18 protein-coding genes are annotated in these 18,794 nt (G+C 70.4%); 14 read left to right on the top strand and 4 right to left on the bottom strand.

All coding sequences use genetic code 11. The annotated features are described in order from the left end of the window. Positions 1-13: 13 nt before the first annotated feature. From C8D81_RS07980 to C8D81_RS07955, 6 genes are all read left to right on the top strand, one after another. Positions 14-787, top strand: coding sequence for a lysophospholipid acyltransferase family protein (locus C8D81_RS07980; protein WP_094361135.1), 774 nt, complete (start codon positions 14-16; stop codon positions 785-787). Beyond that, on the top strand, positions 780-1,559 hold the full coding sequence (locus tag C8D81_RS07975; RefSeq protein WP_133625816.1) for a lysophospholipid acyltransferase family protein: 780 nt from the start codon (positions 780-782) through the stop codon (positions 1,557-1,559). The genes C8D81_RS07980 and C8D81_RS07975 overlap by 8 nt, the downstream gene beginning before the upstream one ends. After that, the gene (locus tag C8D81_RS07970) at positions 1,556-2,746 is read left to right on the top strand and encodes a sensor histidine kinase (protein WP_094430109.1); all 1,191 of its coding nucleotides are present in this window, start codon (positions 1,556-1,558) and stop codon (positions 2,744-2,746) included. The genes C8D81_RS07975 and C8D81_RS07970 overlap by 4 nt, the downstream gene beginning before the upstream one ends. A gap of 68 nt (positions 2,747-2,814) precedes the next feature. Beyond that, positions 2,815-3,450, top strand: a complete 636-nt coding sequence (locus tag C8D81_RS07965; protein ID WP_094361219.1) for a response regulator transcription factor — start codon at positions 2,815-2,817, stop codon at positions 3,448-3,450. Between the two features lie 13 nt (positions 3,451-3,463). Continuing rightward, the gene (locus tag C8D81_RS07960) at positions 3,464-3,742 is read left to right on the top strand and encodes a hypothetical protein (protein WP_094430110.1); all 279 of its coding nucleotides are present in this window, start codon (positions 3,464-3,466) and stop codon (positions 3,740-3,742) included. Positions 3,743-3,807: 65 nt separating this feature from the next. Next, positions 3,808-5,190 carry a class II 3-deoxy-7-phosphoheptulonate synthase gene (locus C8D81_RS07955; protein ID WP_229119082.1) on the top strand — a complete coding sequence of 461 codons (1,383 nt, stop codon included), beginning with the start codon at positions 3,808-3,810 and terminating at the stop codon, positions 5,188-5,190. A 42-nt stretch (positions 5,191-5,232) separates the two neighbouring features. On the opposite strand, the gene C8D81_RS07950 is transcribed toward C8D81_RS07955, so the two are convergent. Continuing rightward, entirely contained in the window at positions 5,233-5,613 is a 381-nt protein-coding gene (locus C8D81_RS07950) for a hypothetical protein (protein WP_094430111.1), read from the bottom strand. 723 nt (positions 5,614-6,336) lie between these two features. Between C8D81_RS07950 and C8D81_RS07945 the strand changes: the two genes are divergently transcribed. Then, positions 6,337-7,374: a threonine aldolase family protein gene (locus C8D81_RS07945; protein ID WP_094430112.1), complete on the top strand. Its 1,038-nt coding sequence runs from the start codon at positions 6,337-6,339 to the stop codon at positions 7,372-7,374. A 10-nt stretch (positions 7,375-7,384) separates the two neighbouring features. Then, positions 7,385-8,023, top strand: a complete 639-nt coding sequence (locus tag C8D81_RS07940) for an MBL fold metallo-hydrolase (protein ID WP_094430144.1) — start codon at positions 7,385-7,387, stop codon at positions 8,021-8,023. A 163-nt stretch (positions 8,024-8,186) separates the two neighbouring features. Here C8D81_RS07940 and C8D81_RS07935 read toward each other — a convergent pair whose 3' ends face one another. Beyond that, positions 8,187-10,337: a Stk1 family PASTA domain-containing Ser/Thr kinase gene (locus C8D81_RS07935; RefSeq protein ID WP_133625815.1), complete on the bottom strand. Its 2,151-nt coding sequence runs from the start codon at positions 10,335-10,337 to the stop codon at positions 8,187-8,189. Positions 10,338-10,478: 141 nt separating this feature from the next. Between C8D81_RS07935 and thiE the strand changes: the two genes are divergently transcribed. From thiE to C8D81_RS07910, 5 genes are all read left to right on the top strand, one after another. Next, the gene (thiE, locus tag C8D81_RS07930) at positions 10,479-11,321 is read left to right on the top strand and encodes a thiamine phosphate synthase (RefSeq protein WP_208109143.1); all 843 of its coding nucleotides are present in this window, start codon (positions 10,479-10,481) and stop codon (positions 11,319-11,321) included. Further along, entirely contained in the window at positions 11,318-11,863 is a 546-nt protein-coding gene (locus C8D81_RS07925; RefSeq protein WP_229119492.1) for a ribonuclease domain-containing protein, read from the top strand. The genes thiE and C8D81_RS07925 overlap by 4 nt, the downstream gene beginning before the upstream one ends. Continuing rightward, on the top strand, positions 11,860-12,240 hold the full coding sequence (locus C8D81_RS07920) for a barstar family protein (RefSeq protein WP_094430114.1): 381 nt from the start codon (positions 11,860-11,862) through the stop codon (positions 12,238-12,240). The genes C8D81_RS07925 and C8D81_RS07920 overlap by 4 nt, the downstream gene beginning before the upstream one ends. A 104-nt stretch (positions 12,241-12,344) precedes the next feature. Beyond that, on the top strand, positions 12,345-12,905 hold the full coding sequence (locus C8D81_RS07915) for an ATP-binding cassette domain-containing protein (RefSeq protein ID WP_094361119.1): 561 nt from the start codon (positions 12,345-12,347) through the stop codon (positions 12,903-12,905). An 86-nt stretch (positions 12,906-12,991) separates the two neighbouring features. Beyond that, entirely contained in the window at positions 12,992-14,437 is a 1,446-nt protein-coding gene (locus C8D81_RS07910; protein WP_094430115.1) for an APC family permease, read from the top strand. A 1-nt stretch (position 14,438) separates the two neighbouring features. On the opposite strand, the gene C8D81_RS07905 is transcribed toward C8D81_RS07910, so the two are convergent. Then, the gene (locus tag C8D81_RS07905) at positions 14,439-15,557 is read right to left on the bottom strand and encodes a polyprenyl synthetase family protein (protein ID WP_094430116.1); all 1,119 of its coding nucleotides are present in this window, start codon (positions 15,555-15,557) and stop codon (positions 14,439-14,441) included. 50 nt (positions 15,558-15,607) lie between these two features. On the opposite strand from C8D81_RS07905, the gene metF reads away from it, so the two are divergent. Further along, positions 15,608-16,498: a methylenetetrahydrofolate reductase [NAD(P)H] gene (gene metF / locus C8D81_RS07900; RefSeq protein WP_094430117.1), complete on the top strand. Its 891-nt coding sequence runs from the start codon at positions 15,608-15,610 to the stop codon at positions 16,496-16,498. A 13-nt stretch (positions 16,499-16,511) separates the two neighbouring features. Here metF and C8D81_RS07895 read toward each other — a convergent pair whose 3' ends face one another. Continuing rightward, positions 16,512-18,746 (bottom strand): HelD family protein, encoded by a 2,235-nt coding sequence (locus C8D81_RS07895; RefSeq protein WP_133625814.1) that lies wholly within the window; start codon positions 18,744-18,746, stop codon positions 16,512-16,514. Positions 18,747-18,794 lie beyond the last annotated feature (48 nt).

Below are 18,794 nucleotides of genomic sequence, written 5' to 3'. Positions count from 1 at the left end.
TAACCTTCTGCCCGTGCCGTACTGGTTGTTCAAATGGTTCCTCTTCGCGCCCGTGATCAAGCTGGTCTGTCGACCCTGGCTGGAGGGCCGGGAGAACGTCCCACCGACCGGCCCGGCGATCCTGGTCAGCAACCACCTCTCCTACGGTGACACCGTGGTGCTGCCGGCGATGATCGAGCGCAAGGTGACCTTCCCGGCCAAGGCCGAACTGTTCACCGGCCGCTCCTTCGGCGGCAAGGTCGTCGCCTGGTTCCTGAAGTCGGTCGGGATGCTGCCGATGGACCGCTCCGGCGGGCGGGCCAGCAACGATTCGGTGGATGCGGTCGGTGCGATCCTGGAGGCCGGGGAGATCGTCGGCATCTATCCCGAGGGCACCCGCTCCCCGGACGGCCGGCTCTACAAGGGCAAGACCGGTGTCGCCCGGCTGGTGCTCGGGCACCGGGTCCGGGTGCTGCCGGTCGCCACCGTCGGCACCGAGTTCGTCAAGGGCTGGTTCGGCATCCCCTACATGCGCCGCCCCGGCATCCGGATCGGCCCGCCGCTGGACTTCTCCGCCTACTACGACCAGGCCGCCGACCGCGGCGTACTGCGCTGGGTCACCGACGAGATCATGGCCGCGGTGCAGCAGCTGTCCGGACAGACCTATGTGGATGTGTACGCCACCAGCATCAAGTCCGGCGCGCTGGCCGGGCGTAACATCGAGGAGAAGGTACGCCCCCGCCCGGGAACCGGCGGCAGCGCGCCGGAGCCGCGCCCGGGCGTACCGAAGGAGACAACCGATGGCTGACCAGGATCTCGGCGGGGAACTGATCCGGGTCGACCCGGTCTCCGAGAACATCGAGGGCGCCGGCGGTGGCCGCAGCCTCTACTGGCTGTTCAAGAACGTGCTGCTCGGGCCCGGGTTGAAGCGGGTCTTCCGGCCGATCGTCGAGGGTGCGGAGAACGTGCCCAGCCACGGCCCGGCGATCATCGCCAGCAACCACCTCTCGATCGCCGACTGGCTGTTCACCCCGCTCGCCATCCGTCGCCGGATCACCTATGTCGCCAAGTCCGACTACTTCACCGGGACCGGCCTCCGCGGCATGCTGCAGCGCCGGTTCTTCGCCGGTACCGGGCAGGTGCCGATCGACCGCTCCGGTGGCAAGGCATCCGAGGGTGCGCTGAAGGCCGGGCTGCGGGTGCTGCGCCGCGGCGAGCTGTTCGGGATCTTCCCCGAGGGCACCCGTTCGCACGACGGCAAGCTCTACAAGGGACGCACCGGGGTGGCGCGGCTCGCGCTGGAGGCGCAGGTCCCGGTGATCCCGACCGCGGTCATCAACACCGACATCATCGCCCCGGTGAACAAGCATTTCGGCAAGGTCGTCACCCCGATCGTGAAGTTCGGCGAACCGCTGGATTTCTCGCGGTACCAGGGAATGCAGGACGATCGCTTCATCCTGCGCTCGATCACCTACGAGGTGATGTACGCGATCATGGAGCTCTCCGGGCAGGAGTATGTCGACCTGTACGCGACCGTGGCGAAGGAACGCGGCAGGTCCGAGGCCGCGGGTACCGCGTGAGCGCCGCGGGCCCGGGCAGCCCGGGTCCGGGTGCGGCGGGCCCGGGGACCGTGGATCCGGGCGGTCCGGGGGACCGGGTCCTGCAGCCGCTGTTCCGGTTGCTGGCGATCACCCGGTACGCCCTGCTCGCGCTGACCCTGGTGGTGAACCTGACCCGGCTGGGGGACAGCCGCAGCCCGGTGCTGGTGCTGCTGATCAGCGGGGTGATGATCATCGGTTCGGTCGTGATGCAGCTGTTGTACGCCGAACCGGAGCGCCGGCGGACCTGGCTGTTCTTCAGCGATTTCCTGCTCACCCTGATCCTCACCGCGCTGTCGGGTACCGCCCTGGGCGTGGGCGGCCACTGGTTGCCGGTCACCGGTTTCTGGGCCGCCGCGGCACCGATCACGCTGGCCGTCGGGTACGGCTGGTTGACCGGTACCTGTTCGGCGCTGGTGCTGTTCGCGCTGATCCAGTTGCAGCATCCCGATCTGCGCCCGGAGGTGCTCGGGTTGATGGCCTCGCTGGTCGTCGGTTGCGGCGGGCTGGGCTACATGGTGGACCGGATGCGGGTGGTGGCCGCCGAACAGCAACGGCTCTCCGGCAATGCCGCGGTGATCGGGGAGCGGCAGCGGCTGGCGCGGATCGTGCACGACGGCGTACTCCAGGTGCTGGCCATGGTGGAACGCGAGGGGCCGCACCTGGGCCAGCGCGGGATGATGCTGGCCCGGCACGCCCGCGATCAGGAGGTGCAGCTGCGCGCGCTGCTGCAGGAGCGCGATATCGACCCCGACTCCCGCAACCCGCGGGACCGCACCCACCGCAATTTCGCGGTCGCCCTGGACCGGCACGCCTCGGCGACCGTCACCGTCTCCACCCCGGCCGAACCGCTGCTGCTGGAATCGGCGCGGGCGCTGGAGCTGGACGCGGTGATCAGCGAAGTGCTGAACAACGTCGCCAAGCACGCCGGGCCGAACGCCCGCGCCTGGCTCTTCCTCGAGGTCGAGGGCAACACGGCGATGGTTTCGGTCCGCGATAACGGCGTCGGCGGGGACCCGAATCAGTTCGCCGCAGCCATGCGAAGTGGCCGGATGGGCATGAAAGACTCCATCTACGGCAGGATCCATGAGCTCGGCGGTCAGGCCACGCTTCGGACCGCGCCGGGGCGCGGGGTGGAGTGGGAGTTCCGGATCCCGATCGAGCCGTGAGCAGCACGAGAAGCGAGGATTCGGCGTTGAACAACCGCAGCGAGAGCCAGATCGCCGGCACCCGAGTGATGCTGGTCGACGACCACCCGATGTGGCTGGAGGCGATGGGTGCCGACCTCACCGAGGACGGCTTCGAGATCGTCGCCACCGCCCGCAACGGCGAGGAATGTCTGTCCCGGGCCCGCGCCACCCGGCCCGAGGTCGTGGTGATGGATCTGCAGATCCCCGAGCCCGATGGCGCCACCTGCACCGAGATCCTGATGGGGGAGTTCCCGCAGGTGAAGGTGCTGGTGGTCTCCGCCTCCGGTGAACGCGCCGACGTGCTGCGCGCGGTGAAGGCCGGTGCCCGCGGTTATCTGCTCAAGTCCGCCACCCCCGACGAGATGCGCGACGGGGTGCGCCAGACCGCGCTCGGGGAGGCCGTGTTCACCCCCAGCCTGGCCGGCATGGTGCTGGGCGAGTTCCGGCGGATGGTCTCCAACGCCGAGGAGCACCATGAGACCGGCCCCTCGCTGACCGCCCGCGAGGTCGAGGTGCTGCGCTACGTGGCCAAGGGCATGGCCTACCGCGAGATCGCCGACGAACTGTTCGTCTCCCACCGCACCGTGCAGAACCATGTGCAGAACGTGCTCCGCAAACTGCAGCTGCACAACCGCGTCGAGCTGGCCCTGTACGCGGTGGAGCAGGGCTATCACGAGGCCTGAGTCGGCAGGCGCGGTGAGCGCGGCCATCGTCAGTTACCTGGGGATGGCCGACCACGCCTCACCCAGGCAGTCGCCGGACGGGGTCCGCGAGCAGTACGGCGATCAGGTGCTCGGCGAGGTCGAGCGGATCGTGAGCGAGGCCGCCGCCACCCCGATCGACTGGGCCGACGGGACCACCACACTCGCCCAGGCCGGCGATCAGGTCAGGGATTCGATGGCGCGCCGCTACCCGGGACTGTCTGCCGAGGCGCTGAAGGCGCTCCGCTGGTATGTGACGCATCTGTGGCGCTGACCCTGCCGGCGTCCACCCGGCAAACGCCGTCGCGACCGCTGGTGGCGTACGCCTATTCTTGCGGGGTGTCATTCCCGAGTCTTGAGCAGTTGCGCACCCTCAACCCTCAGCAGCAGCCGACCTATCCCGACGCCGCCGCCGTGGACGGGGTCGTCGACCAGCTCCGGTCCCGGCCGCCGCTGGTGTTCGCCGGCGAGTGCGACGAGCTGCGCGGGAAGCTGGCCAACGTCGCCGAGGGGCGCTCCTTCCTGCTGCAGGGCGGCGACTGTGCCGAGACCTTCGCCGGGGTGACCGCGCAGAACGTGAAGAACAAGCTGCAGGTGCTGCTCGCGATGTCGGTGGTGCTCACCTACGCCGGCCAGGTGCCGGTGGTGAAGGTCGGCCGGATCGCCGGGCAGTACGCCAAGCCGCGGTCCAAGGACACCGAGACCCGCGACGGTGTCACCCTGCCCAGCTTCCGCGGCGACGCGGTGAACGGTTTCGACTTCACCGAGGCCGCGCGCGTCCCGGACCCGGCCCGGTTGCTGGACGTCTACAACGCCTCCGCCGCGACGCTCAACCTGACCCGCGCGTTCGTCACCGGCGGTTTCGCCGACCTGCGCTCGATCCACTCCTGGAACGCGACCTTCGTGCGCAGTGCCGGGGTGGTGGAGCGCTACGAGCGGCTGGCCGAGGAGATCGAGCGCGCGATGGCGTTCATGGTCGCCTGCGGGATCGAGGACGAGTCGATGCGCACGGTCGACTTCTACTCCTCCCACGAGGCGCTGCTGCTCGATTACGAGCAGGCGATGACCCGGATCGATTCCCGGTCCCAGTTGCCCTACAACACCTCCGGGCACTTCATCTGGATCGGTGAGCGGACCCGGCAGTTGACCGGTGCGCACGTCGAGCTGCTGCGCAGCGTGCGCAACCCGATCGGGGTCAAGCTCGGCCCGACCGCGACCGGCGAGGACGCGCTGGCGATCGCCGACCGGCTGGATCCGGACCGGGAGCCGGGCCGGATCACCTTCATCACCCGGATGGGTGCGGGCAGGGTGCGCGAGAACCTGCCGCGGGTGATCGAGGAGGTCGAGGCCAGCGGCCGCAAGCCGGTCTGGGTCTGCGACCCGATGCACGGCAACACCTTCGAGGCCGCCAACGGCTACAAGACCCGGGCGTTCAGCCAGATCGTCGATGAGATCAACGGCTTCTTCGACGTGCACGACCGGCTGGGCAGTTGGCCCGGTGGGGTGCACATCGAGCTCACCGGCGACGACGTCACCGAGTGTGTGGGTGGGGTCAACGAGCTCACCGAGGCCGACCTGGAGAACCGGTACGAGACCGCCTGCGACCCGCGGCTGAACCGCAACCAGTCGCTGGAGCTGGCGTTCACCGTCGCCGAGCGGCTCACCGACGGCCGGATCAACCGGATCAACCCGGTACAGGAGTTCACCCCGGTCGAGTTCTGATCCTGGGTCCGGATTGGCCTGGTCGGTCCGTGCGCACGGCCTTCAGGCGGCGACCAGGAAGGTGAGCGGGACCGGGGCCGGATTCACCAGTTGCACAAGCACGTCGGTGACCCGGTGCTGCTCGCGGATGGTGTCCAGCCACGGCATCCGGAAACAGCGGAACGGCACCAGCTGGAAACCGTTGTAGCGCCGGCAGTCCCTGCGGAACTCATGCTGGCCGCCGTGGTACTCGTACGAGTCGGCTTCGAAGATCAACCGCCGGCCGCGATCGACCAGATCCGGTCGGCCGAGGAACTCCCGCTGGGGGCCGTCCTCGCGGTAGATCGCCACCTGGGGTTCCACGTCGAGACCGGCGTCCAGGCAGAGAGCGCGGAGCACGGACTCGAACGGATTCGCCGCGAGCGCGGTGGCACAGGAGGCCACCCGGCACCCCGGCCGCGGACCGCCCTGGCCAACCGCTGAAGGCTGAACTCGGCGCAGTCCCCGTTGCGCAGGGCCGAATCGGCGATGGCGAGACCCGCGTCGAAGGGCAGGGTGCGCAGGCAGTCGACCAGGGTACGGCTGCGGCTGGTCACGCCGGCACGGTCGACGTCGTCGGGAGCGAGATCGGCCCAGTGCACGGAGACGTCCTTCGGGATCGTCCGCAGTCGGCGGCTCCGCGGGACGGTGACCGTGATCGTTGCCGGTGTGTCCTTCTGCTCCCAGCCCCAGTGGGCAGCTGCACTCTGGTGCGAGAGCACCGCCGACATGGCGTGCGCCCGGCGCAGGGCTTCGCCGGCGGTCGGGAGGGCGTATCGGCCCCGGGAATCACGGACCACGGCACCGGCACTGACCGCCTCCGCGAGTTCCCTCCGCGAGGTTGCCCGCACCAGCGCCGACCAGCGACCGACTCCGCCCCACAACTCCAGACAACCCGTGACATCCATACGGCCAGCTTGGTGCGCCCGTTGCCACCGGGGGAGGGCCACCGGGCTGTTATCCACAGGAAATCTGCGAACGCTGGGACATGCAGTGGTCGCAACCGTTCATGATCAAACCCAGTGGGACTGGTATTACCGATCGGTCGATTCCCACTACTGCATGTCCCAACGCACGCCACTTGAGCCGACGCGCCGGACACCGACGCGGTGCGGTAGAACAGACCGCGTGATCGATCTGCGCTCAGACACCCTGACCGTTCCGGACGAGGCGATGCGGCAGGCGATGGCCGCGGCGCCGGTCGGGGACGACGTGTACGCCGAGGACCCGACGATCGAGGCGCTGGAGCGGCGGACCGCCGAGCTGCTCGGCCACCAGGCCGGTCTGTTCTGCGCCACCGGATCGTTGTCCAATGTGCTCGGCGTCGCCATGCTGGTACGGCCTGGGCAGGAGGTGCTCTGTGACCGGGACGCGCACATCGCCCGCGCCGAGCTCGGTGCGCACGGCGCCTACACCGGGGTGACGATGCGGACCTGGCCGTCGGTGCGCGGCATCACCGACCTGCCCACGATCGAGTCGATGCTGGCCCCCGACGCCGGCCCCTACCTGGTCTCCACCGCCGCGGTCGCACTGGAGAACACCCACAACTTCGGCGGCGGCAGCATCCAGCCGCTGGACCACCTGCAGGCCGTCCACCAACTCTGCCGCGACGCCGGCGTACGCCTGCATCTCGACGGCGCCCGGTTGTGGAACGCCCATATCGCCACCGGAACGCCGCTGGCGGACTACGGGCGGTTGTTCGACACGGTCAGCGTCTGCTTCTCCAAGGGTCTCGGTGCGCCGGTCGGTTCGATGCTGCTCGCCGACACCGACACGATCGCCCGCGCCCGGGTGATGCGGAAACGGTTGGGCGGCGGCTGGCGGCAGGCCGGTCTCCTGGCCGCCGCCGCGGACCATGCGCTGAGCAACAACCTGGCCCGGATGGCCGACGACCACACCGCCGCCCGGGCACTCGCCGAAGCCGTCGCCGAACGCGCCCCACAGGCCGTCGACCTGACGACCGTGCAGACCAACATCGTCGTCCTCGGCACCGGCGCAACACCGGCCACCGAGATCGCCGCCAAGGCCGCCGAGGCCGACATCCGGGTCTCCGCGCTCGGTCCGCGGATGGTCCGCGCGGTCACCTGGAACGGGATCTCGGTCGACCAGGCCCGTAGCGCGGGGGAGCAGTTGGGCACCCTGCTCGCCGACCGAGACCCGGAGTAGCGTGATGCCCATGCAACTGACTCACCTCGGACATTCCGCGGTGCTGGTCGAGGTGGCCGACCAGCGCATCCTGATCGACCCGGGCAACTTCTCCGACGCCTGGCACGACCTGACCGACCTGGATGCGGTGGTGGTCACCCACCTGCACCCCGACCACATCGATCCCGAGCAGCTGCCGAAGCTGCTGGCCGCCAACCCGGACGCCCGGCTGATCGTCGAGCCCTCGGTGCCCGACAAATACGACCTGCCGAACGCCGAACGGCTCCCGGCCGACAGCTCGGTCACCGTGGGTGCCGCGCAGATCGCGACCGTCGGCGGTGAGCACGCGGTGATCCACCGTGACATCCCGATGATCGGCAACGTCGGCGTACTGATCCGCGCCGAGGGCGAACCGACCCTGTTCCACCCGGGTGACTCGCTCGCCGCCGTACCGAGCGGGGTCGACGTGCTGGCGCTGCCGGCGATGGGCCCCTGGGCGGCGCTCAAGGAGCACATCGACTTCGCCCGCCAGGTCGCCGCGCCGCGCGGCTTCCTGATCCATGAGGCGCTGATCAGCGACCGCGGTTGGGGACTGATGTCCAACCGGCTCGGCGAGATGACCCCGACCGAGCTGACCGACCTGCGCGACGGTACGCCGCTGACGCTCTGATTGATGTCGGCTCGCGCGCAGCGCGCAATGACCCCGCTCTTCGGCCCAGTCGTCGAAATCCGCGCGGGGAGTCCGCGGATGGGGCGCCGGCGACGCGAGGATTTCTCCTTGGTGGGCCTGTATCGCGGGGGCGCGCTGCCGGACGCTCGCCTCCCATTGACGCTCAGACGAGCAGCAGCGTGATCGTCGAGCCCTCGGGCGCCTTCGCGCCGGCGCCGGGATCGGTGGAGGCCACGAATCCCAGCCCCAGATAGGTGTCCGAGGGCTTGCTCTGCACGGTGAAACCGGCCTTCTGCATGGCGGCGGTGGCGTCGGTGACGCTCATCGCCTTCACCTCCGGCACGGCCACCATCACCGGGCCGAGCGAGCGGACCAGGGTGATCTTGTCGCCCTTGCGGCCGGTACCGGAGCCGGGGCTCTGGGAGATCACCTGTCCGGCGGGCACGGTCTTCGAGTTCTCGGTGCGCACCTCGACGGTGAACCCGGCCGACTCCAGCTTGTCCTGGGCGTCGCTGGCCGAGCGCCGCGAGTAGTTGGTGATCGGGATCGGCTTCGGCCCCTTGGAGATGACCAGGTCGACCTTGTCGCCGCGCTTCAGCTTCGTCCCGGGCTCGACCGAGGCCGAGGTGACCTGACCGGCGGGTGCCTGTTCGTCCCACTCCTCACCGACCTTGCCGACCGACAGATTGGCCGCGGTCAGCGCGCTCGTCGCCTCCTGCCGGCCCATGCCGGTCACCTTCGGCATGTCGAAGCGCTCCGGCCCGCGCGAGATCACCGCATGGAGCTCACCACCGCGGACCACGTCGGCCCCGGCCACCGGATCGGTGGACATCACCTGACCCGCGGGCACGGTCTCGCTGTACGCCTCCTCGGTGGTCAGCTGCAGACCGGCCGCCGACACCGCCTGGGCCGCCACGGCCTGCGGCTGCCCGGCGATCGTCGGCGCCGCCACGTAACGGCCGTCGAGCAACCACCAGCCACCCCCGCCGACGACGCCGGCCAGCACCAGCAGCACCAGCGCGACGAGCGCACCACGGCGGCGTACCGGCCGCTGTGCGACCCGCTCGCTCCCGGCGTACCCGCCGTCCTCGCCGCTCCCGTCGTCCTCGCCGTCCTCGTCGGTGGGCAGCGGCAGCGCGGCCACCGGCTCCCGGTCGGGCACGTCGAAGGTCTCGTAGGCGTCCAGCATCGAGGGGCTGTCGACGTTCACCCCACCGGCACTGATCGAACTCGCGGTGACCCCCGAACGGCCACTGGTCGCCGGACCCACCGGTACCCGCTCGCTGGCGTGCAGCGCATCCTTCGGCGCCGGCGGCTCGGCCGGCTCGATCACGGTGGGGGAGACCGGCGTACCCCAGTCGAGCGGTTCGGTGTTCTCCAGATCCGCATAGCTGCGGGAGAACTCGGCGGTCAGCAGCTGATCGTTCATCACCCCGGCCGACAACGCCTTCAGCGCCCGGCGCACCATCTGCTGCAGCTGCCGGGCATCGCGCGGGCGGCGGTCCGGCTCCCGCTGGGTGGCCGCGCGGACCAGCGCATCGACATAGGGCGGGATGCCGTCGCGGGAGGTGCGCCAGGAGGTGTGCACCCGCGTCGAGGGGGACGGGATCTCGTTGTGCACGTGGGCGTACGCCACCTGGATCGGCGTCTCGCCGGTGTGCGGCTTGCTGCCGGTGAGCATCTCGAACAGCACCACGCCGGTGGAGTAGACGTCGGAGCGGGTGTCGGCCTTCCCGTGCAGCACCAGCTCCGGCGGCAGATAGGAGACCGTGCCGATCAGCATCCCCTGGGTGGCGGTCGCGGTCTGTGCGGTGATGGCGCGGGCCAGCCCGAAGTCGGCGACCTTCAGCTGGCCGCGGTCGGACAGCAGGATGTTCTCCGGCTTGATGTCGCGGTGCACCAGATTGTTCTCGTGCGCCGCGGACAGTGCTGACAACACGTGATCGATCAGCTCCAGGCAGCGCTGCGGCGGCAGCGGGGCGTCGCGGCTGATCACCCGCCGCATCGTGCAGCCGGCCACGAACTCCATCACGATGTAGGGCCGGTCGTGGTCGTGGCCCTGGTCGAAGACCGACACCACGTTCGGGTGGCAGAGTCGGGCGGCGGCGCGGGCCTCGCGGTCGAACTTGCGGGCGAAATCCCGGTCGTCACCGAGGCCCTCGTGCATCACCTTGACCGCCACGATCCGATCCAGCCGGGTGTCGAGGGCGCGATAGACGGTCGCCATCCCGCCGCGGGCGAGACGTTGCAGCACCTGGTAGCGACCGTCGAGCACACATCCCACCAGGGGATCGCTCATATTGGTCGTCGTCACGATCTGCGCTCCGTACACGGGTTGGGGAAGGTTGACTCGTGTGTAAGCCGTCGGATCGGAGTCTAGGGGGCGAGGGGAACATTTCCCGGTGGCGCGCCGATGATCACCAATCTCCCAGTGGGTGCGATTACGCTGGCCCTCGTGACTGCACTGATGGGACTCGACGTACGCCTGAAGACGGCGCGGCTCTACCTGGTGACCGATATCCGCAGCGACACAAAGGATTTCGGCAACTTCGTCGAGGCGGCGTTCGCCGGCGGGGTCGACGTGCTCCAGGTCCGGCAGAAGGGTCTCGATGAGGAGCAGGAGCTGGAGGCCCTCGAGCTGGCCCGCACGATCGCCTACCACTACCAGGGACTGGTCGTGGTCAACGATTCGCCGACCCTGGCGCGCAAGTTCTCCGCCGATGTGCTGCATCTGGGCCAGGCGGACGAGCAGCCGCGGCTGGCGCGTACCTTCCTGCACCAGTGGGCGCTGATCGGCCAGTCCACCCACTCGGAGAAGCAGGCCCGTGCCGCGCTGGAGAACCCCGAGGTCAACTACTTCTGCGTCGGCCCGGTGTACGCCACCTCCACCAAGCCGGACTACGAACCGGTCGGTACCGAGCTGGTCCGCGCCGCCGCCACCATCGCACCGCCCGGTGACCCGGACAGCAAGCCGTGGTTCGCGATCGGCGGCATCAACGCCGACAACCTCGATGAGGTGCTCGCCGCCGGTGCCCGGCGGGTCGTCGTCGCCCGGGCGATCACCAGGGCCGCCGACGCCGAGGCGGCCGCCGCCGAACTGAGCGGCCGGCTGCGGCAGGCCTGGAACGACGATCCGGCGATGCAGGACTATCTGGGCAGCGTCTTCCAGCTCGGCCAGGGCGGAAATTTCGTGCCGGTGCAGGACAAATCGGGCACCGCCGACCAGCCGGAGACCATCGGCGAGGAGATGGCCGGTGAGCCGGGCGAGCGGCACTGGGGCGAGGACACCGACGAGTGAGCGCAGCCGCGCGCGGCGGTACGCCGAATCGGCGGATCGCCAGCATCGTCCTGCTCGTGCTGGTGATCGCGATGGCGATCGGGTTGTACGCCTGCAAGCAGCAGCCCGGTACCGGGTCGGGCGCCACCCCGGTCGCCGGTGCGACGAAATCCGGCACCGCCCAGCCCGCGAAGTCGCCGGGTGCGAAGGCGACGGGGACGAAGACCGGCGGGGCGAAGACCACCGCTGCCCGAGGCGGCGGGGCGACCGACCCGGCATCGGGACTGCGCTGGATCGACGCCGCCGAGCTGCCCGCCGAGGCGCGTACCACCCTGCAGCTGATCGACCGGGGCGGGCCCTATCCCTATGACAAGGACGGTGCGACCTTCGGCAACTTCGAAGGCATCCTGCCCCAGCAGCCGCGCGGCTACTACAAGGAGTACACGGTGAAGACCCCGGGGGAGGGTGACCGCGGCGCGCGCCGGATCGTCACCGGCAACAACGACAAGGAATTCTTCTGGACCCCCGACCACTACGCCAGCTTCGCCAGGATCCGGCGATGAGCGCGGGCAGCCCGGACCAGGGGAGCCGGTCGCCGCGCGACCGGCCGCGACCCGGCGTGCACCGGGTGCTCGGTGAACCCACCGAGCTGATCAGCACCCTGCGCCGCGACGGCTGGCTGATCGGCCGCCTCGGTCCGGCCACCGGTCGCCGGGAGTTGCTCGCCGAGATCGGCGAGACCCTGCACTTCCCCGATTACTACGGCAGGAATCTGGACGCGCTGGATGAGTGCCTGCGGGATCTGGACCGGCCGACGGCGCTCGTCTGGTCCGGCTGGCAGCAGCTGGTACGCACCGATCCGCGGGCCTGGTCGGCGCTGCTGGAGATCTTCGACGAGCGGGCCCGCGAGCACCCGGATTTCACGGTTTTTCTGGTCTGAGGGGAACTTCGGGAGAACCCCTACCCCCGCGGTCCGACCCGGGTCTCCGAGCTCGGGTCCGCAGACGGATTCGCAGGGCTGGCGCGGTGCATAGCGTTGTCCCCATGAGCCGAACGAGCCAGTCCCTGCAGAACCGCACACACACCGCGATCGCCTGCTCGGCGTTCAATCTGACCCGGCTGGGCCCGCGCGCCGGGCTGCACCGCCGGGTGCTGGTCGACCAGACCAGTGTCAATCTGGAGCACGGTCGCTGGACCGCGGTCGCCGGACGGCGCGGCTCGGGCGCCTCGGAACTGGTTCGCTGCCTGGCCGGGGTGGAGCGGATCGACGGTGGCCGGGTCTTCCTGGCCGGCCGCGAGCTGAGCAGCCTGAACGAGCGGGAGCGTCGCCAGGCCCGGGAACTGGCCCGCAGCGAATATGTCGGCCCGCAGCGCACCCCGGTGGCGCTCGCCGATGCCGTCGCCCGCGCACTGGCCACCGCACCGCGGCTGCTGTTCCTGGACACCGTCGGCGGCGCGGTCTCCGACACCGTGCTCGGCTCGCTGCGCCGGGCCGCCGACGAGCAGGGGGTGACCGTGGTGCTGGCCACCGACGATCTCCAGGTCGCCCTCGGGGCCGACCGGGCGCTGGTGGTCAACGAGGGCCGGGTCGTCGAAGACCTCTGAGGCTCATCGGCCCTGCTTGGCGCCGGGTGCGTGCGCGTCGCGTAACGTGACGCCCACGCACACGGCAACGAGGCCGAGGAGGGCCCATGGTCGACCCCGCCGACACGCAGCCCCGCTTCAAGAAGGCCCTGGGGACCGTCGACTCGTACGCCCTCGGCTTCGGCGCGATGATCGGCTTCGGCTGGGTCGTCCTCACCGGGGGCTGGATCAGCGACGCCGGCACGTTCGGTGCGGTGGTCGCGATGGTGATCGGCGGCCTGATCATGGCGGTCGTGGGTCTGGTGTACGCCGAGCTCACCGCGGCCATCCCGAAGGCGGGCGGTGAGCACAACTTCCTGATGCGCGGCCTCGGACCGCGCTGGGCCTTTCTCGGATCCTGGGGCATCACCGGCGGCTACATCACCATCGTCGCCTTCGAGGCCGTCGCGCTGCCGCGGACGATCGCGTATATCCTCCCGCAGGTCAACTCGGGCCCGTCCTGGACGATGTTCGGCTCCCCGGTGTTCCTGGTCTGGGCGCTGATCGGCTCGCTCGCGGCCGTCGTGATCACCGCGATCAACATCGTCGGCATCAAGGCGGCGGGGGTGACGCAGACGTTCGTGGTGCTGTTCCTGCTCATCGTCGGCGTGCTGCTCGCCGTCGGCGCGGGTACCGGTGGCTCGGCCGCGAACATGGCCCCGTTCTTCACCGGTGCCGGTGGGCTGTTCACCGTGCTCATCGTCGTCCCGTTCCTCTACGTCGGTTTCGACGTCATCCCGCAGGCCTCCGAGGAGCTCAAGCTGGCGCCGAACCGGATCGGCCGGCTGATCGTGATCTCGGTGCTGATCGCCACCGCGTGGTATGTGCTGACGATCCTCACCACCTCGTCGTCGATGCCGGCCGACCGGCTCGCCGCCTCCGACCTGGCCACCGCGGACGCGATGGCGGCACTGTTCGGCAACCCGGTGATGGCGAAGGTGCTGCTCGCCGGCGGCATCGCCGGCATCCTCACCTCCTGGATCGCGCTGCTCATCGGCGCCTCGCGGCTGCTCTACGCGCTCGGCGAGTCGGGCATGCTGCCGCGCTGGTTCGGCCGGTTGCACCCGCGGTTCCAGACACCGGTGAACGCGCTGCTGTTCGTCGGCGCGCTTTCGGCGATCGCCCCGTTCTTCGGCCCCGACATGCTGGGCTGGCTCGTCGACTCCGGCTCCCCGAGCATCGTCATCGCCTATCTGCTGGTGTGCCTGGTGTTCGTGATGCTGCGCCGCCGCGAGCCGCGGATGGGGCGCCCTTTCGTCGCGGGTGGTCCCGGTCGTGGTGGCATCGTGCTCGGCATCGCCGGCGTCGTGCTGTGCGCCGGGCTGCTCAGCCTCTACATCCCCGGAATGCCCGCCTCGATCGCGCCGGCCTCGTACGCGTTGTTCGTCGCCTGGTGGGTGCTGGGCCTGGTCTTCCTGCTGCGGGTACCGACGGGCATCCAACCCGGCCCGGACGCCGAGCCCGCGCTGCACCGGGCGCTCGCCGAGCGCCGGGCTCTGCGGGCAGGCCGCTGAGTCATGCCACCCGGTGCACGGCCAGCTCCGCGAGCCGGGTCAGCGCCTGCCGGCCCTCGGCGGTCATCGGGGCGGTCAGCGCGGCCAGCGCTCGCTCCAGTTCGGCATCGATCATCTGCTCGACCACCTCGGCGGCGCCGGAATCGGCGATCAGCTCCCGGGCCCGGGTCACGCCGCTCTCGTCCAGGTCGGGGTCGCCGAGCAGACGGTCCAGTTCGGCACGCGCGGCGGGGGAGCTGGCGGCGTACGCCTGGGCGACCAGCACGGTGCGCTTGCCCTCGCGGAGGTCGTCCCCGGCGGGTTTGCCGGTCGTCTCCGCGTCTCCGAAGACGCCCAGCAGGTCGTCGCGGAACTGGAACGCCCGGCCCAGCGGCGACCCGTACGCCGCCAGTGCGTCGAGCAGGGCCGGGTCCCCGGCGCCGAGCGCCGCGCCGAGTTGGACCGGCCGCTGCACCGTGTAGCGCGCGGTCTTGTATTCCACCACCCGCTGCGCCTGGTCCAGCATCCGCTGCGGATCATCGCTCGGCTGGTGCTGCATCAGCACGTCCAGATACTGCCCGCAGGTCACCTCGGTCCGCATCGCCTGGGCCAGCGGCAGTGCCCGGGTCAGCGCGGCGGGCTCCAGGCCGGCCGACTCCAGCAGCTGCACCGACCACATCACCAGCAGATCGCCGAGCAGGATCGCCCCGGCCTGCCCGAACCGGTCGGACGGGCCCTGCCAGCCGGCATCGCGGTGCCGGGCCTCCAGCTGCCGGTGCACCGCAGGCAGCCCGCGGCGGGTGTCGGAGGCGTCCATCACGTCGTCGTGCACCAGGGCCGAGACGTGCAGCAGGTCCAGGCTGGCCGCGGCCCGCAGCAGCGGCGGCAGCTGCTCGGCGGACGGCAGGCCGGCCGCTGCGGCGTACCCCCACAGGCAGAACGCGGGCCGCAACCGCTTGCCGCCACCGGTGAAGACGGCGGCGAGCTCGCTCAGCTCGGACAGTTCCGGGCCGATCGCCGCGAGTGGCTCCCGCTGGCCGGCCAGGAAGTCGGTGATCGCCGATTGCACCCCCTCGCGGAGGGAGGCTGATACCGGATCGCCCGGGTCGAGACGATTGCTGTCGAGGAGAGGGCTGCCCACACGCTGAGCCTATGCGGGTCGGTCACCGGTCCTCGCCTAGGGTTGACGCCATGTCCCGCCGTGATCCCAGCATCGCCGAGCTGCTGGCCGCCAGCGACCGGCCGTTGTTCTCGTTCGAGTTCTTCCCGCCGGCCAGCGAGGAGGCCGCTCGCACGCTGTGGCAGACGGTCCGCCAGCTCGAACCGCTGGCGCCGGACTTCGTCTCGGTCACCTACGGTGCCAACGGCTCCACCCGGGACCGGACGATCAACGTGACCCGGCAGATCGCCCGCGAGACCACGCTGCGCACGATGGGGCACCTGACCTGCGTCAGCCAGAGCCGCGACGACATCCGCCGGGTGGTGGGGGCGTACGCCGACGCGGGCATCCGGCACATCCTGGCGGTGCGTGGCGACCCGCCGGGTGGGCCGACCGCGCCCTGGCAGGCGCATCCCGACGGCCTGCGGAACGCCACCGAACTCGTCGAACTGATCGCCTCGCTCGGTGACTTCTGCGTCGGAGTCGCCGCCTTCCCCGACGTGCACCCGGAGCACCACGATCCCGAGCTGGACGCCAGAATCCTTGTGGACAAGGCGAATGCGGGCGCCGACTTCGCCATCACCCAGCTCTTCTTCACCGCCCGCAGCTATTTCGAACTGGTGGACCGGGTGCGGTCGCTGGGCTGTGACATCCCGATCATCCCGGGCATCATGCCGGTCACCAATCTGCGTCAGATCGAGCGCTTCGCCGAGCTCTCCGGGGCGGCGCTGCCGACCGGGGTCACCGACCGGCTGCTGGCCGCCGACGGACCCGATGCGGTTCGCGCCGAGGGGGTACGGATCGGGACCGAGCTGGCCGACGAACTGCTCGCCGGCGGCGTACCCGGGCTGCACTTCTTCACCCAGAACCGCTCCCGCGCCTCCCGGGAGATCCATTCCCGGCTGCAGCGGGTCCCCGCCTGAGCGGGGCCCGCGCTCAGTCCGCCAGCACCGAACGCCAGGCGCCGGGCTGACCGTCGGCGGTGACGTCCAGGGTGACCAGCCGCTGGGTTGGCCGGGTCAGGGTGACGTAGAGAACCCGTACCCCGCCGGGGGATTCGGCGACGATGTCGTCGGCGCCGACGACCAGCACCGCGTCGTATTCCAACCCCTTGCTGTCCAACGGGGTGACCAGCACGACCCGCTCCTCATCGACACCGGCATCGGCGAGAATCCGTTGCACCGAACCGATCCGCGACGGCGGGCAGATCACACCGACGGTGCCCTCCACCTGGTCGGCGAGCCGGCGTACCCGCTCGGTGAGCACCTCGGCCAACTCCGCGGGGGTGGTGCTGAGCAGTTCCGGTTCGATCTCGGTGCGCCGGATCGCGGTCGGCAGATCGGCCTCCGGGTAGGCGGCGACGACCACCTTGGCGGCCAGCTCGAATACCTCGGCCGGCGAGCGGTAGTTGGTGCTCATCCGGAACCGGCGCGACGGGGCGGTGCCGATCAGGTCCGCCAGCGCCCGATCGGTCTCGGCCTGGTCCGGCCAAGAACTCTGCGCCGGGTCGCCGACCACGGTCCACGACGCCTGCGCCCCGCGGCGGCGCAGCATCCGCCACTGCATCGGGGTGATGTCCTGGGCCTCGTCGACCAGCACGTGCGCGAAGGTGTCGTGCGCGTCGGCGTCCGGATCGATCTCGGTGCGCTGGGCGGCGCGGTCCATCGTGGTGACCACCTCCGACACCTGGCTGCCGTCGGCCAGGAACAGCGTCGGATCGGTCTCCTCCTCATCGGCCGGGACCGGCCCGAGGATCGCGACGAGTTCGTCGAGCAGCGCCATGTCGGCGACCGACCAGTCGGCGTTCTCGGCATAGCTGGCGGCGAGGGTGTCGATCTGGGCGTCGGTCAGCGAATCGCCGGCCAGCCGCGCGGTCAACCGCTGGTCGCCGAGGCGGCGCAGCACCTGGGTGGCGCTCAGCGGCGGCCACCAGGCCTGCAGGAACATCTTGTACGCCGCCTGGTCGGTGACCAGTTCGGTGAAGGAGTCCTGCTCCAGGTCGAACTCCTCGGCCGGGAACCGCTGCCAGAGCGCCTCCAGCAGCCCCTTCTCGGCGGCGTCGCGACCGGAGTTCACGCGGTGGTGACGGAGCACCTCGTTGCGGATCCGGGCCAGCGTCGGCTGCTCGAGGGTGAGCACCTCGCCCTTGACCGAGACCCGCAGCCGGGCCATCTCGGCGGTCTGCTCGAGCAGCGGCTCGTTGACCAGCCGGCGCAGCAGCGGCAGCATCGCCAGCGATCCCTTGATGGCATGGGCGGCGCTGGTGTCGGTGCGCTCGGCGCGGAAGCCGAGCACGTCGGAGGCGACCGAACCGACCGCGCGCAGGGTCACCGAATCCTCGCCCAGGCTGGGCAGCACGCGTTCGATGTAGTTCATGAAGACCCGGGACGGGCCGACCACCAGCACGCCGCCGTTCTCGAAGCGCTTGCGGTGGGAATAGAGCAGGTACGCCGCCCGGTGCAGCGCGACCACGGTCTTGCCGGTGCCGGGGCCACCGGTGATGATCGTGACGCCCTGGTAGGGGGCGCGGATCGCCTCGTCCTGCTCGGCCTGGATGGTGGCGACGATGTCGCGCATCTGCGGGCCGCGGGCGCGGCTGAGCGCGGCCAGCAGGGCGCCCTCGCCGACCACGACGAGCTCGGTGTCGGCATGCTCGCCGTCCAACAGGTCGTCCTCGATGCCGATCACCCGATCACCGCGGCAGCGCAGCACGCGGCGGCGTACCACCTCCATCGGCTCGGCCGGGGTGGCGCGGTAGAAGGGTTCGGCGGCGCGGGCCCGCCAGTCGATCACCAGCGGTTCGTAGTCGTCGTCGCGGACGCCGATCCGACCGATGTAGCGGGTCTCGCCGTCGGTGCGGTCCAACCGGCCGAAGACCAGGCCCTCGTGCTCGGCGTCCAGCACTGCGAGCCGCTTGGCGGCCTGGTAGGCGAAGACATCGCGCTCGAAGAGGCCGGTGCCGTCCTCCTCGCGGGCCCAGCTCATCCGGTCGCCCTGATAGAGGGAGCGGCCCTCGGTGGCCACCTGTTGGGCGGACCGGGTCGCCTCGGCCAGTCGGTCGTAGACCGCATCCACGTGCGCCTGCTCGATGGCGAGCTCACGCTCGACCGTCGTGCTCTGCGGATGGTTATCGGAGGGCCCCGAACCCTCGGGCCGCGAATGCGCAGTCAATCCCGTAAATCCTCACCTGTCGGAAACAGACTCAGCATTCTACGCGCG

This window comes from Enemella evansiae, assembly GCF_004362375.1.
In the GTDB taxonomy this organism is placed as follows: Bacteria; Actinomycetota; Actinomycetes; order Propionibacteriales; family Propionibacteriaceae; genus Enemella; species Enemella evansiae.
Note: the sequence above shows the minus strand (reverse complement) of the source record. Positions and strands in the feature narration are given on the sequence as shown.